This window comes from Opitutia bacterium ISCC 52 (assembly GCA_014529675.2).
In the GTDB taxonomy this organism is placed as follows: domain Bacteria; phylum Verrucomicrobiota; class Verrucomicrobiia; order Opitutales; family UBA2995; genus UBA2995.
Window position 1 is genome coordinate 1,434,690 of sequence record CP076040.1, and the last position, 14,946, is coordinate 1,449,635.

General features: G+C 47.6%; 13 protein-coding genes. 4 read left to right on the top strand and 9 right to left on the bottom strand.

Annotated elements, in window-relative coordinates:
- Positions 1-421 precede the first annotated feature (421 nt).
- From GA003_06275 to GA003_06300, 6 genes are all read right to left on the bottom strand, one after another.
- Positions 422-895 carry an energy transducer TonB gene (locus tag GA003_06275; GenBank protein ID QXD29572.1) on the bottom strand — a complete coding sequence of 158 codons (474 nt, stop codon included), beginning with the start codon at positions 893-895 and terminating at the stop codon, positions 422-424.
- A 131-nt stretch (positions 896-1,026) separates the two neighbouring features.
- On the bottom strand, positions 1,027-2,130 hold the full coding sequence (locus GA003_06280; protein ID QXD29573.1) for an SGNH/GDSL hydrolase family protein: 1,104 nt from the start codon (positions 2,128-2,130) through the stop codon (positions 1,027-1,029).
- 15 nt (positions 2,131-2,145) lie between these two features.
- Positions 2,146-4,734 carry an exo-alpha-sialidase gene (locus tag GA003_06285; protein ID QXD29574.1) on the bottom strand — a complete coding sequence of 863 codons (2,589 nt, stop codon included), beginning with the start codon at positions 4,732-4,734 and terminating at the stop codon, positions 2,146-2,148.
- 322 nt (positions 4,735-5,056) lie between these two features.
- Positions 5,057-5,950, bottom strand: coding sequence for a phytanoyl-CoA dioxygenase family protein (locus tag GA003_06290; protein ID QXD29575.1), 894 nt, complete (start codon positions 5,948-5,950; stop codon positions 5,057-5,059).
- 73 nt (positions 5,951-6,023) lie between these two features.
- Complete coding sequence (locus tag GA003_06295; GenBank protein ID QXD29576.1) at positions 6,024-6,356, bottom strand: peroxiredoxin family protein; 333 nt, start codon at positions 6,354-6,356, stop codon at positions 6,024-6,026.
- 36 nt (positions 6,357-6,392) lie between these two features.
- The gene (locus tag GA003_06300) at positions 6,393-6,587 is read right to left on the bottom strand and encodes a peroxiredoxin family protein (GenBank protein ID QXD29577.1); all 195 of its coding nucleotides are present in this window, start codon (positions 6,585-6,587) and stop codon (positions 6,393-6,395) included.
- Positions 6,588-6,732: 145 nt separating this feature from the next.
- On the opposite strand from GA003_06300, the gene GA003_06305 reads away from it, so the two are divergent.
- Positions 6,733-7,212, top strand: coding sequence for a GNAT family N-acetyltransferase (locus GA003_06305; GenBank protein ID QXD29578.1), 480 nt, complete (start codon positions 6,733-6,735; stop codon positions 7,210-7,212).
- Between the two features lie 224 nt (positions 7,213-7,436).
- Complete coding sequence (locus GA003_06310) at positions 7,437-8,222, top strand: dienelactone hydrolase family protein (GenBank protein QXD29579.1); 786 nt, start codon at positions 7,437-7,439, stop codon at positions 8,220-8,222.
- Here GA003_06310 and GA003_06315 read toward each other — a convergent pair.
- Entirely contained in the window at positions 8,200-9,564 is a 1,365-nt protein-coding gene (locus tag GA003_06315) for an arylsulfatase (protein ID QXD29580.1), read from the bottom strand. The genes GA003_06310 and GA003_06315 overlap by 23 nt on opposite strands.
- Positions 9,565-9,707: 143 nt before the next feature.
- Between GA003_06315 and GA003_06320 the strand changes: the two genes are divergently transcribed.
- Together GA003_06320 and GA003_06325 are read left to right on the top strand one after the other, a co-directional pair.
- Positions 9,708-11,168, top strand: coding sequence for a sulfatase-like hydrolase/transferase (locus GA003_06320; GenBank protein QXD29581.1), 1,461 nt, complete (start codon positions 9,708-9,710; stop codon positions 11,166-11,168).
- A gap of 131 nt (positions 11,169-11,299) precedes the next feature.
- A complete protein-coding gene (locus GA003_06325) occupies positions 11,300-12,760 on the top strand; it encodes a sulfatase (protein ID QXD29582.1) in 1,461 nt (486 codons plus the stop codon).
- A 70-nt stretch (positions 12,761-12,830) separates the two neighbouring features.
- On the opposite strand, the gene GA003_06330 is transcribed toward GA003_06325, so the two are convergent.
- The gene (locus GA003_06330) at positions 12,831-14,351 is read right to left on the bottom strand and encodes a sulfatase-like hydrolase/transferase (GenBank protein QXD29583.1); all 1,521 of its coding nucleotides are present in this window, start codon (positions 14,349-14,351) and stop codon (positions 12,831-12,833) included.
- Between the two features lie 335 nt (positions 14,352-14,686).
- A complete protein-coding gene (locus tag GA003_06335; GenBank protein QXD29584.1) occupies positions 14,687-14,839 on the bottom strand; it encodes a hypothetical protein in 153 nt (50 codons plus the stop codon).
- Between the last annotated feature and the right edge of the window lie 107 nt (positions 14,840-14,946).

Consider the following 14,946-nt stretch of genomic DNA (forward strand, 5'->3'; position numbering starts at 1 on the left):
GAGGGATCAGTGAGAGACTTGCTCGTAAGAACTTAAGTAGTTGTTCCGTCCTTTGTTTTACCTCTCTAAAGGATGGAACAGGCTTAATATTCAAGTTGAGCTCATCGAGTTTCTCTTCGATGGAATGCCGTTCTTCTCCCGTAAGATTTCTTTCGTCCAAGCTGTTTAATATGCCTAGAATTCTATGATAGTATTTCTTCTCTGATCGTTTGGTGGATTGCTCCAGGAGTTCTTCGAAGATTTGCGATGATTGGTATATTTTCATGATGTTTTTGCCTAGTTAGTGCCAAAAATCAGAATTTATTACACCCTTCACAAAAAAAAGTTCGAAATAGATGAAAAAAGACCCGTGAGCTACTGGGTAGCTGCACGGGTCAAGTTACAATATCAGTTCAATAAGTCTTAAATTCAGGCTCAAAATTTAATGGTTTGCTGAGGCAAGGATCGTAGGCTTCGAAAGGGCGATAGCCGCATAGTTCTTGGAATCCTTTGTTTTCTTTACGACTCGAACAGGAAGGGAGACCTTCACATCGATTAGGTTTCCGTTTTGATCCTGCGCTGGCTCAAATCGCCAGTGTGGTAAAACTCTATGCATCGCAGCCTCGAGGCTTCTGAAATCATTCACTTGTGGACTAAACGCCCCTTTGATGATGTCGTAGGGGCGACCAGCGGTTCCAATTCTTAAAATCAGTTCGGCTTCTTGCCCTAAGGACCGCCTGCTTATTCGTGGTGAGACTGCTTTCGACACGGTTGGCGTTGAAATTTCTTCTACCTGGAAGGTCGGGAGATCATGGCTTTTCTCAGCGCTGTTAAGTTTATTTTCATCTGTTGCGAAAACGCTTTGAGAAAATAAAATGGAGGACACGAGGGTGGTTATTAGGATGTGTTTTTTCATGTTTTTAATTCCGTTATTTTTGAGTAACCCGAGAGACTTACGACGAGTCGCAAAAATCTTTCGGTTTTTTCAAATTAGTGGCGGAATTCTGGAAATATTACACCCTAACGAGGATTTTTTTAAGATCGAGGCTATCGAGACCTCAGAGCTTTACGGATAATCGGTTCGAATACATCTGCCTGACGCATGAAACCTAAGTCGTTCGGGTGGGAGGCATCTGTGGCACCTTCGCCATCCAGTCCCAGGAGCTTATCGCCCGGGATATAAAATAGCTTTTTCACGCCCTCTTTTTTAAGCGCTTTATAAGCTCGCTTAAGTGCCTCATGATTTTTGTCGTGATGCATATTTCTCGCATGAAGTATCCAGGAGTTTGTGTTCCTGCGGTCTTCAACTAGAATGATGGGAGTATCGGGACGTGCTTCTCTAAGCTGTTTTACGAGAGGTATACAACGTTCATCGATCTGCTCTGCCCTGAGATTTGGATTACAGTCGATTACATAAACGGCTGGATCGATCCGGGTTAGGTTAGCTCCGACTTCTGCTTCCATGCGTCCATTACCAGAAAAACCAAGATTTATGACCGGACGATCAAAGCGTCGGCCAAGGATAGCCGTGTGAACCATGCCCGGGCGAGAGGCGCAGGCGCCGTGGGTGATGGATGTGCCGTAAAAGACAATCGGTTTAGCCTTACGCGGTGAAAGGCCGTTAAATAATGCTCCTTTAGGGACGCCTATTTTTAGGCTATTTACTCCATTGAGCAGGGGGAGATAAGCCGCAAACTCACGCTTATCGGGCGACATCTCTTTTATGATATTAGTTAGGACATCCTGAGAGTCGGGCATGGTTACTTCTACCCAGCGCCACTTTCCTTTTTTATCCCGGGCATATAGATCGAGCCCGCTCACTCCAGTGGCGGGCATGTGTGGCATGGCGAGGTCTTCATCCAATAGTGTGTAGTCGACCCAGATTTCAGTAGCGTCGGTTTCGAAGCGAGCCATCATGCCCGTGCTGTCTCGGCTTAAATCCCAGACTTTCTCACGAACCTCCGATTCGGCAGAGGCGGGTAAGCGATCGAACCAACGAGCACGAGGTTCATTTTCCCATGCACGGCCTTCTACGCCCCATTCAGTGACGTCATACCAATCAAGTTCGATTGGGATAGTTTCGCCTATAGGTTGAGCAAAGGAAAGTGAACTGAAAGTTATTACTAGTATTATAATGAAAATGAATCGCATTCGTGTAGGGAGTTTTTAGTTGTTTGAAGAAGAGAAGTTTAACGAATACAGATCTGCATCCTTCAGCGAGATTCTGAGGCGCACAGGTTTACCAGCGAGTTTGTTTAAGGATGAATCACTATCCCACTCAATGGTGCGATCAAGTTCATCCCCAAAAACAGGAACAGACTGATCGAGTGTGAATCCAGGGATGGCTTTTCCGTACTCATCTTGGATTTCTACGCGAACTTCTCCGGCAGCAGAGCTAGCATAATTAATGGAAAGCCTATCTCCTTCGAAAGTAAATAATCGGGTGATCGCTTCGCCGCCTTCGTAAGGAGCGGAGAGGGATGCAAAACCATCGAGGCGTAAAGTATAGCGTGTTAGGTGTGAACTATCCTGCCCGTAGTGAGACATCCGGTACATAAACAATTCTCGTTCGTTGCCCTGGATGACACCGAGCGCAGGAGTGTTATCGCGAGCTACCCAGTCCTGGAGTGTTTTACCAGGACGTATGAAAGCTTCCATAAAGGTTCGATCGTAGCGGTGTCCACCGCGGGTGGTCATGAATATCGAGTCGCTGGAGGCTTTGCCATAGTCGGGATTGTCGACCAGCTTTTGGGACTGGCTCTTGCTTACAGCTGCTTTTTCAGGGAAGAATCGTTTGGCTAGAGCGATGTAGATGTGCGGTGCACGTTCGTAAGGGTGTGTTCCATTTGTATACAAATGCTCTTGGGCTGTACCGCCGTATGTCATTTCAACTCGAGGTCCCCAATTGATGAAATCCTTCGAAGTTGTTCGTGCAATCGTACGGAAACCAGAATACTCGGTTCCTGTCCAGGTTCGGAAATAACAAACGTATAGTTGCTCACTTTCTGACCAGAAAGCCACATTATGGGAATCGAACATGCCATCGGTAAAAAAGAAGTCGTCGCTGTTTCGTTTCCAGCGTATTCCATCTGCGGATACGAAGGAAACAAGTCCATGTTTCTTATCGCTGGCAATCGCCTTATATCGCTCTGATTGTGGTATTCCAGATCGTGTGTCGAGGAAAGGGCTGAAGTTGTGACACCAGACCTCTTTCTCCTTCAGGATGACATTGTTATTCTTGGAGCCCATTAATTCAATGAGTCCCAGGTTTGGCTTGGTCCAGTTTATGCCATCCTTGGATTCGGCATAACAGGTCACGGCTCCGAATTCATCACCGACTCCCGGAAGTCCTCGGTAATACATGCGCCAGATATCTCCATCCTTGATGATAGTCGGGTAGGCCGACCAATTTCCCTCCCAGGGCTTGTCGAAGGGCAGGGCGATGCCTTCCCGTTTTGGCTGGTGGAGTTGTTGACTCGCATTGTGGAGCTCATCGATTAAGAACTGATCGACAAAGAGTTCACGTCGCGAACCGATGTCTACTACATCCGCTCGTCCTCCATCTCTGGTTGGTAAGTTCCAAATCGTTCCCAGGATTCCTGGTTTCTTTCGGTTGGGGTGAGGTGGTCCAGGTTCCAATATAGTGTCAGGAGCTACGTTGGGTTGGTAGTAAACAGAGAGGATCCTACCTGGTGACAGCTCGATTGATACCGGGTAACCCAAGTCTTTATTTAAGGCATCATCTCTCAGAATGTATTCATCGTCCAAACTCCAGTTGATTCCATCCTCACTAACTGCGGCCCGTTGTCCATAGGGAGGGCGGCGATGGCCATAGGTCACCATGACGCGGTCGTCTGATAGCAGGGTGAGGTGTGGTGGAAAACCCCAGAGTGGAGTTTCATAGGGTTTTGCCCAGGTCTTACCATTATCATCCGAATAACTTCCCCATAGTTTACAGAGTGGCGATTGGTCGTTGTAGGGTTTGGCCGTTGCACGCGTCATGAGGATGATGCGTCCACTCGGCAATTGAAGTATGTGCGGTTCTCCAAAACGAATTTTATCCGACACTTCCGGCGGAGCTTGAAGTGTCGCGATGTGATCCCAGGGAGTTTCTGGATTGGGAGTCGTGTATATTGCCAATTTCTCTGGATGCTCTCTATAAGATGCCACGAGTAGTGAGCCATTTTCTAACTGCAAACCTCCGTGGATCGAATCAGTGCCGTGCTCCGGATCAGACCAAGTATAACCATTGTCCGAAGAAATAGTCTGAAAGGCACGATGAAGATGAGTCGCGTTTTTATATTCCTCCTTGTTGACGTAACCCTGCCACCGCTCGAGAAGCTCTCTTGGGTAGTTTCCTTCGTTCATTTCAGTATAAGTCGTTTCCGGAAATCGAACGGAACGCAGATGTGTGAGTAGACGACCGTCCCGTAGGACGGTGATGCCCGACTCCCGGTCGTCGACGATCGTATCAAATATGATGGTAGGGGGTGACCAGGTTTCGCCATTGTCGGTTGAGCGAACCATTAGGATTTCACCATTGGGCCCCATGTGTTCGTCCGTCCGCGTGAAGAGAATCAGAAGGTCACCGTTTTCCGCTCGGGCTATTGCCGGCCATGCAGAATAGGCGTCCCGCTTTTCGTAGATGCTTATATGTTTCTCGATCTCAGGATAGTTGGAAGCGGAGGCTGTGAAATGGCTGCCAAGCAAAGCTATGAAAAGGGAAGAGGAGAGTAAACGCACAATGGTATTCATTCTAATGAGATTAGTTGAGAGACCCGCCAACACAATCAAGGACGCGGTTTACAATACAAAATAATCCAAATGTAGCGAATGGATCCGTTGGTGAACTATTCGCTTTTGAGGTAGACCCGTTTCTCCCTGCTCGCTTTTCGTCCAAATTGAGCGCGCCGTATCTAAGCGATTACCAACGCTCAAGTCTCCCATAGGAGGTTCCAAATCCGCAATTGTGAGCAGGTCTACTGTCATACTATTCAAAGCTTCTCAGCTTCAGGTGTAAGTCAAACCTTGGAATCCATCCACAGTCTTTGCTTCGTATTTAAAGTAAAGATTTGGCTTAGAAATTTTCAGGAACGGCAGCCATGCAAGAGGCCGGTGTTCCATCTGCTTCCTTGAAGACTTTGAAATATTCTTCGGTGGAGATCACCGAATTCTGCGAACTTCGGTAGTGATATTGTAGTGCCCGTCTGCGCTCCGAGGAATTGTTTACCGGTGTTTGGTGGGGGAGATTGCTATGGAACAACAGCATGCCACCTGCCTTGAGCTCGATAGGCAGAGCCTCAGTTCGATCAAACCGATCAGGAAGGATTTCGCAGTCGAAAGTATGATGGTGTTTGAGTGGCCCTAAGCGATGTCCTTTGGCCAGCACATGCATGCATCCATTTTCAGCGCTCGCGTCATCCAAGGCTATCCAGACACCAACTACCTGATCTAGGCTTTCAACACAGAAGTAAGCGTTGTCCTGGTGCCAGGGTTTTTCCACGCCACCATTGGCTGGTTTTACTAGGGCCATCGATTGGTAAAGTTCTAGTGCATTTCCTAGAACACTTTTAACGGTCCCCATGACTTTCGGATGAGACGTGTAAAGCGATTTAAACAGTACTGATTCATCCTGAAAGTGAGCTGTCTTTCTGACCTTCTGTTCTACTTCTTCGACATTATTAGGATCGGGGTCGAATCCTGGTTCCAATAGTACCCAGCAAGGACTGGTCTTCGATTTAAAGGAAGCACCTGAATAGTTAGTCTTCTCTTTGGATGCCGGGTTAAATTCGGCTACATCCTCATTGAAAGCGTAACTGAGAAATAGAGTACGTAAGTCTTCACGGGCTTGTTCAACTTCTTCTGGGCTCAGTGCATTCTCAAATGCCAAGTATCCGGTCTCCCAGTACTCATTTAGCTGTTCCTCGCTAAGTGCTGTTGGGCAGTCAGGGTATGTGGGACTGTTTTTCATGGCTGGGGAGCCTTTGGATTCGAGTCCTATTTGTCCAAACTTGTGAATGCTTTCCGTAAGACAGGTTGAACTTCTAGCTCCCCATCTTTTTTGCAGCTTCCACAATTGCCTCGATGGTTGGGCGTTCGCGGAAGTTTTCTTCGCGGAGCTTGGCGGTAATGGTGCCTTCCTTATTTACCAGAAAAATGGTGGGGTGAGGAATACCTTCCGCTCGTCCGGCGCGCACCTTGGTATTGCGGATCTTGTAAGCATCGATCGCGGTGCTACTGGGATCTGAGAGCATGGTGAACCCAATGGATTTCTCTTTGGAAAAGCGTTCGATCACATTGACGGAGTCGTAGCTTATGCCGACCAGGGTTATTCCGGCTGCTTCCAGAGCCGCTCGATTTTCTTCGAGACCGACCACCTGATTTTTACAATAAGGGCACCAGTCAGCAGAGCGTTAGAACACCAGGGCCAGATTGCCATGTTCGGCGGTGAGATCCGCCAGGGATACTTTGTTGCCGGCTTGGCCATTGAGGTTGAATGGAGCTGCTTGATCGCCAACCGCGAAGCCAACTTCATCGGCCTGTAAATGACCAGCAAAGCCCAGTGTAGATATAAAAAGGATAATTTTGAGGAATGTTTGCGTTTTCATAATAAGTGATTCGGTTTAATCTACTAGGCAGAACTGTTAGGACGCAGTAATTAAATGCGTATTCCTGACAATACCGTACTGATGCGCCCATACTACCGTACTAGTCCGAATATCCAGTCGATGGGTGGTCTGTTAGGATGGGGCCATGAAAACACAAATATCTAACCCATCTATTGTTTCTAACATCTCTCGATTAAATAACACGCACATCGAAGAGGCGGCAGCGGTTCTGCGAGAAGCCTTTGCGGAATACCCGATCACTCAATACATGTTTGAGGGAACTGACGACGGTCCTGACCGATTTGGCGTGATGTTTAAGTATCTCATTCAATCACGGCTGGTTCAGAAATCTCCTGTCCTGGGCTACCGAATCGATGGTGAGCTGGTCTGTGTCGCCGTTCTAAGTGAACCTGGCGAGGGATACACTACTCCCGAGCTCGATGCTATGTGGGACCATGCATCTGGAGTCATGGGTGACGTAGCTATGGAACGATTTAACAAATATGGTGATATTTGCGATGAGACCATTCCTTCTGGACCCTACCACTACTTGGGTATTTTAGGCGTTTTGCCAAAATGTCAGGGACAAGGCATCGGTCGCCGGTTGTTAGAAGTCGTTTTATAAGAAGTGGGAAGTCACCCCGAATCGCGAGGTGTATGCCTCAATACGGAGACTAAACGAAATCTACCTTTCTACAACCGATCTGGCTTCAATGTTTTCAAAAATACACCAGTCGATAACATTCACACTTGGGGCATGGTCTGGGAAAAGGATTTGGATATGGCCAGACTCAGATAGACTTGCCAGCGGGTTGTCGGTTCTTAATGCTGGTGGGCGATTTTCAATCTATGAAGACAACTACCCAAAGATTAATCGTACCGACAGCGCTTTATCTCATCCTTTGTCTCCTTACGAATACCGCAACGGCTCAGGAGAACTGGAAGGAGCTCTATTTCCCGATTGAGGATACCGAGATTCCTTATCGATTGATGACGCCTTATGGTTTCGATGAGAGGGAAAGCTATCCGGTAATCGTATCATTGCATGGTGGCGGCGGACGTGGCACGGACAACCAAAAGCAATTGAAGGTATGGAACCAACAGTTGGCCGACGAACAGCGACGGAAGGACTTTCCTTGTTATGTGGTAGCCCCTCAATCAACCGAATTGTGGAATGAAAATCATCTGAATAAAATCAAAGCTATTATCGCCGATCTACCTTCGGCTGATAGCAAACGGATTTACGTGATGGGGCACTCAATGGGCGGGCACGGAATAAATATTCTTTTGCAAGTGGATCCCCATTACTTTGCTGCCGCGGCTCCTTCGGCCGGAACAGGTCGGACCGATGACAATGATTTCATCGAAGCTAAAATCATTAAAGATATCCCCGTTTGGGCATTTCATGGTGATAAGGATACGGTGTGTCCCTACGGGCCTCAGCAGAAATTATTTGCTGAGATGCAAGCCCTTGGCGGAAATATGAAGCTCAGCACGTTTTCTGGAGACGGTCACGGCATCTCTGGTAAATTTATCACTGGAGCCGATAATGGTACCACCCAAAGTGCGAGTGACCGCTGCGATCCTGAGGCTGATTTTATGACCTGGTTATTTAGTCACTCGTTGGATCACTAATCTGGTTGGCTTCCCAGGTCTGAACCAATTTAGCGAGTATCTCTGGGTGCTGTTTGCTCAGGTCCTTGGTTTCGCTGACATCATCGGTAAGATTGAATAATTCGTCTTCGTTGTTCTCGCGCACGAGTTTCCAATCACCCATGCGCAAGGCCTTGGTGAAGAACAGAAACTCGTGCTGCTCTTGTGGGCCTTTTTGAAACAGGGAAGGGAGCATGGAAATCCCACTGGTAGGAATGGTCGCTGGTTTTCCGGCTAGTTCGGTAAATGTTGGCAACATATCTGGAAAGTAGGAGATGTGATCCGAAGTTGAACCGGGCTGAATTTTTCCGGGCCATCGTGCAATCATGGGCACGCGCAATCCGCCCTCGTAATGGGTGAATTTGGTTTCGCGGTAAGGACCGTTTCCATCAAAGAACTCAACATCGTTTCCGCCCTTGCTTGGTAGGACACCGTTGTCGCTGGAAAATATGACCAGGGTATTGTCGTCCAGTCCGAGCTCTTTCAATCGCTGCATTATGGTACCGATATCCCGATCCATGCGCGTAATCATTGCCGCACGTGTCGACAGGGGTGCATCGACCGCAGCATAGCCCCATCCGTCGTAGAAGTTACCTTTAGCGGGAGGTGCCGGTTTCTCCGGCCATTGGCCTAAATACTCGTTCAGCGAATCTTCGGGAACGACAAACTCCAAGTGAGGAATGGTGTAGGGTAGATAGAGAAAGAAGGGTTGCTCCTGATTCTCATCTATGAATCGCAAAGCGTTGTTCGTAAATTCGTCGTGTATATACACGCCCTTGCTGATGTCTCCGTAGTGGCCGTCTTTGCGCAGCCCTCGATTTTCCGGAATCTCAATTTGCTCTGTGTTTTTCCAGATGCGTTCAGGATAGTAGTAATGAGCGTAGGTCTGGTCGACAAAGCCGTACCAATCATCAACCCCCTGAGCATTTGGGTCAGTGCCCAGGCCCCATTTTCCAAAGGCACCGGTGGTGTAACCCGCTTGCTGCATCAGTCTTGGCAAGGTCTGTGTATTGGGCTGGAGCCTTTGCTTCTGGCTGTAGGTATCGGAATTGCCGATATGCAAACCGGTAATCAAAGTGAAGCGGGCCGGCGCGCAAATGGCGGCTCCCGAGTAGTGCTGGGTAAAGCGCATACCTTCCAGGGCCAGGCGATCGATAAAAGGCGTTTTGATTTTCGTTTGCCCATAACAACCGACTTCTCCAATACCTAAATCGTCTGCCAGGATATAGATGATATTAGGTCGCTTGGCTTCGTCTTTGGTCGGTGAGCAAGCGACAAACAGGAGTGTGAACAGGGAGAATAGGGGCAATAAAATATGCTTCATTGAGGAGATGCTTTAGACCCCGCGCGAACTTCCTTCAATAGGAAATCTGTAAGTCCAATGTATATGGGCAATATAGGAGTAGATAGTCCTCATTGGTGAAAACGCATTGCATTCTCGTAGTTAGCCGTTGTTTCCTCTCAGCAATGACTAGAAAACTCTACCCGATTCTTGCCGCTCTACTGGGAATGGCTCTCTTTTCAAGCTCGACCTTTGCACAAGGAGATAACTCTCATGTGCCCATCATCAAGGAAGGGCCAGGCCAACCCAACATCCTCTGGATCTGCATCGAAGACACCAATGCCTGGATGAGCTGCTATGGGGATAACGTGGTCGATACCAAACACATTGATAAGTTGGCCTCAGAAGGAATTCGTTTTGATCGTGCCTATATGAATTCGGGGGTATGCTCGCCAACACGCTCAGCCATCATCACCGGTATGTATCAAACATCGATCGGTGCACACGAGCATTATAGCTCCTTCTCCAAGTGGAGAGGAAATGTGATGGAGAATTGGGCGTCGAATCATCTCGGTGTGAAGACTGTTCCAGAAATCATGAAAGCGGCTGGGTATTACACCTTCAATGAAGGCAAATTTCACTACAACTTCGTCTTTGATCCGGATACCCTTTATGATCGTCACGGGGGCAACGGATATAAAGGTGCGAAAGAAGGCACGGAGTGGAGTGACCGCAAGCCGGGACAACCGTTTTTTGGGCAAATCCAACTCGTGGGTGGGAAGTTTAAGAACGCGAAACCGGTCGTTAAGAATAAAGACGTTCCAGTTCCATCCATTTATCCGGACCATCCGATCATAAGGAAAAATATTGCCTACCATTACAACACTATCCTGGAGCTCGACCGTGAGCTGAGTGAGATTGTAGCCGGATTGAAACGGGATGGTCTCTACGATAACACAGTCATATTCTTCTTTTCCGACCATGGTAGTTTGATGCCGCGCAGTAAGCAGTTTCTATACGAGGAGGGGATTCGTGTGCCGTTCATTTTGCGCGGCCCCGATGTTCCTGTTGGTGAAGTCCGGGATGACCTGGTGAGTGGTATCGATATCTCGGCCACGACCTTGGCTATGGCAAACATTCCGATTCCCAACAACATGCACGGCATGAATATGATGGCGGACGATTTTCATCGGGATTACATCCTGGCTGCTCGGGATCGTTGTGATTACACGATTGATCGTATCCGCGCTATCAATACAGGTAGGTATAAATACATTCGGAACTTCATGACGGATAAACCGTACATGCAGCCCAACTACCGCTCAGAATCAGAACTCATGAAGTTTATGCACGACGCGTATGAGGCCGGAAACCTAAATGAAACGCAGGCCCGCTTCTTCAGCGATCACCGTCCCGCGGAAGAACTCTACGATTTGAAGAATGATCCAGGCGAAAAGAACAACCTGGCTCACTCTTACAAACGCGAGCATGCCATTCAATTGGCCAAACACCGTGATATCCTCTATAACTGGATCATTGAAACGGATGATAAAGGACGTTTTCCAGAAGCAGATGATGCCTTACGCGCCGTTCTCGACCGTTGGGGCGACGATGCAGTGAATAAGGAATATGAGCGTGTGCGTTGATTCGTAAGTACTTTTGAGACCAATTTTATCTGATTCGTAGGATAGCAGGAAGTATTTCTCTTTGCCTGTCTCAATCTAAATTTGTTTTTTGTGGCCCCGTTAGAGGTAAGGCTAAACAATTCCTGTAATCTATGAAGTTTTTAATTATCTTTCGCAGTCTTGCTACCTGTATTTTTCTACTTATCGGGATAACTTTAACGCTTGTCGCAGAACGTCCCAATATTGTTCTTATTGTATCCGATGATCATGGAACGGATGCGCTGGGTTGTTATGGAAATCCGGTGATTCAAACGCCGGTCCTGGATACGCTGGCCGCTGATGGTACGATCTTTACTGATGCTAATTGCACCACTGCCAGTTGTAGTCCCAGTCGATCAGTTATCTTGAGTGGCTTGCACAATCATAGGAATGGTCAGTACGGACTTGAACACACGTTTCACCACTATCAGTCGTTTGACGATATTAAGAGCCTTCCAGTAGCGCTTTCTGAAAATGGCTACCTCACAGCCCGGATCGGAAAATTTCATGTTGCGCCTGAATCAGTCTACAAATTTGACGTCGTTCTTTCCGCAGGTGCTGCGAACGATCCTAAAACGATTGGGCGTAGTCCCTGGGAAATGTCGGAGGAATCGAGACCCATTATTGAAAGTGAAGATTCCAAACCTTTTTTCCTCTATTGGGCATCTGATGATCCGCATAGGTCGAATGCTTTTCTTCCCAATGGTCTTCCCACATTCGATACCTATCCGGAGCCGAATAAGTTTGGCAATCGTGAGGAAGGTTATCCGGGAATTCATCCTGTGGTTTATGATTCCGATGATGTTATCGTGCCACCTTTTCTACCGGACACGGCGGCCTCTCGTGCTGAGATTACGGAGTATTATCAATCGGTGTCCCGACTCGATGAAGGTATTGGGCATTTGATAGATATACTCAAAAAGTCAGGGAAGTACGATAACACGGTTATCATGTATATTTCTGATAACGGCATTGCCTTTGCTGGAGCCAAAACGACCTTGTACGAGCCTGGCATGCGACTGCCTCTTATCGTTCGTGAACCTGGCCAATCTAAAACAGGAAATGTTCAGGACGCGATGATCTCCTGGGTGGATCTTGCTCCAACTATTTTGGATTATGCCGGTGTCGACGTATCCGATATGGAATTACATGGTAGATCTTTCAGGAAAGGCGTTAGCGGAGTGTTGTCTGGCTGGAATGCCGTTTATGCTTCCCACACGAATCATGAGGCCACGATGTATTACCCGATGCGTGTTTTGAAAACGCGCCAGTACAAATTGATTTTCAATATCGCCCATGGATTGGAGTTTCCTCTGGCGAAAGACCTTCTGCAATCTCCCACCTGGGTATCGATTCAAAAGGAAGGTCTTGATCTCTATGGGAAACGTTCGCCACAGGCGCTTCTGCATCGTCCACGTTTTGAACTTTACGATATGGAGAATGATCCAGACGAAGTTAACAATCTAGCAGGACTCGCAAAATACCAGACCATTCAGCGCGACATGGAAGCTAAGCTAAAGGCTTTCCAAGACAGTACTAAAGATCCCTGGAATGTGAAATGGGAGCGGGAGTAGTCGTAGGGTGAGGCAGACGGAATTTATTCTGCTGATAGCGCAAAGAGTAATCGATTGATTGAAACGTGTCCTAGCGTTTGCCGCGGACCGGTTTACCCATTGTAGCTCGCCATTCGGTGTACCGTTGTTTCATCGCGGTTACCCGTTCCGGGAACTGGTCGATGAGGTTGGTGGTTTCACCTACGTCTTCTTCTAGATTGTAAAGCGCATAGCCTTCTTTGAGCCAGGTCCGTTCGAGTGGGTCTATAACTAGCCCGTCCTCGCCCAATTGGTAATATTCATACTCCTTGTCGAAATGGAGCAGGAGTTTCCAATTGCCTTCTCGATAAGCCCAGGAATCTTTGCCGGTATCCCAGAACTGTTCCAGGTGAAGTTTATCCACCTCGCCTTTGATGAGGGGAAGAAGACTCTTTGAGTCTAAAGCTTTCTTAGGCTGCGCTCCAGTGATGTCAGCGATCGTAGCAAATATATCGCGATGGGTAACGAGCGAGTCCTTACGTTTTCCTCCAGAAAAGCCCTCTGGCCAACTGACAAACATGGGGACTTTGATTCCTCCATCGGCGATACAGTATTTGTATACACTCAATGGACCGTTGTTTGCATAGGATTGGTGGGAACCTCCGTTGTCGGATGAGAAAAATATAAAGGTGTTTTCTAATTGTCCGGTTTCTTTGAGCGCTTGGGTAATTTGTGCGATGGCTTTGTCTACCATTTCCAAGTGCGCGAGGTATTTTTTTCGACCGTAGGGATCGACTTTCACCAAGTGTGCTACATCGCTGTACCAGGATTTGTAATCCTGCTTTTGAGGATCCCAGTAGGGGTAGTTCCAGGACTCTGCTTCCGGATCGCGATTGAATGGGTATTTAGGAATATCGTATTTATCCGCATATTCATTAGGCACAGCGGTCAGGAGAGTATGCACTGCATTGAGCTCAAGTTGCAGATAGAAAGGTTTATCAGCGCTACGTTCGATAAAGGCCATCGACTCCTCGGCGAATACTTCCGTGGTTGATGTATTTTCATAAGACACCTTTTCACGTCCACGGGTGAGGGGGCCCATCCAGAAGAAATTGGGTCTTTCTGTGCTCCCGGGTTTGCGTGCTTCATAGACAGCCTTGTCTTTTTCGCTCAGCAGAAAGAAATCCCAGGAGTGATGTTCGAACCCCAGGTATTCATCGAAGCCATGATCGAGGGGAAATTCTTTGACTCCTCCATTTAGGTGCGTCTTTCCGACCTTCATGGTTTGGTAGCCTTGGTCGCGAAGCATTTCGGCTATGGTTTGTTCATCCTGAGGCAGTCCTCCTTGTCCATACCAATAGGCACCCCAACGAGTCTGGTAGCGACCGGTCGAGAATCCTAGGCGTGACGTGCTGCAAATGGGCGAGCTTGCGTAGGCATCGGTGAAGACCACCCCGGATTCAGCTAGGCGGTCGATGTTGGGTGTTCGGACATCTTCAGCGACAACGTCTTGAAAGCTCACATCTGCATAACCGAGGTCATCAACCAGGATACAGATGAAATTGGGTTTTTGTGTTTCGCCTGAAAGGCTAAGCGCACAAATGAAGGTTACGAATATTCTTAGGTAGTTCATTGTTTAAATTCTGTGATTCAAATTTTGGGGAGATCCGGCAGAATTTGTTGGACGCACGCAATGTAGAAATAATTAGTCAAAAGACTGCAGTCGCATTAGATCGGCATTCAATCTGAATTTCAGAAGGCAGGCTAATGAGCTACGCATTTCAATCATGACAAGCTTGGCCGTTCAGGATATGAATGCCAACCTTATACCCGCACGGTGCGGGAGAATCTCTTGGCTGTTTGACCCAAGTATTAGCACATCTATCGAATAGATATGTCAGTGATACTTATGAGGTATTGGACTCCTATTAGTCCCAATACAGAGTAACTAATTGAGAATGAGTTCTCTTAATCTTCAGACTCTTCTTTAGCTGAATCTTGGTCGGAAACTCTCTGCTCTTCCGCTTTGGCAGCTTTTGCCTGCTCGCGTTCTAACCGCTTATCGCGCTTTCTCTGTTCACGCTCCCGGCGTTTGTAGTCTTTGCTTGGTGTATAAGCCATCGTAATTCCTATTGGTTGGGATTCAGTTTTGGATTATCTGATTTTGGATACTGAGTCAGCTGCCTCGCTGAACTCAAAAATTTGATCTTCGAACTAAGGCATAGGTG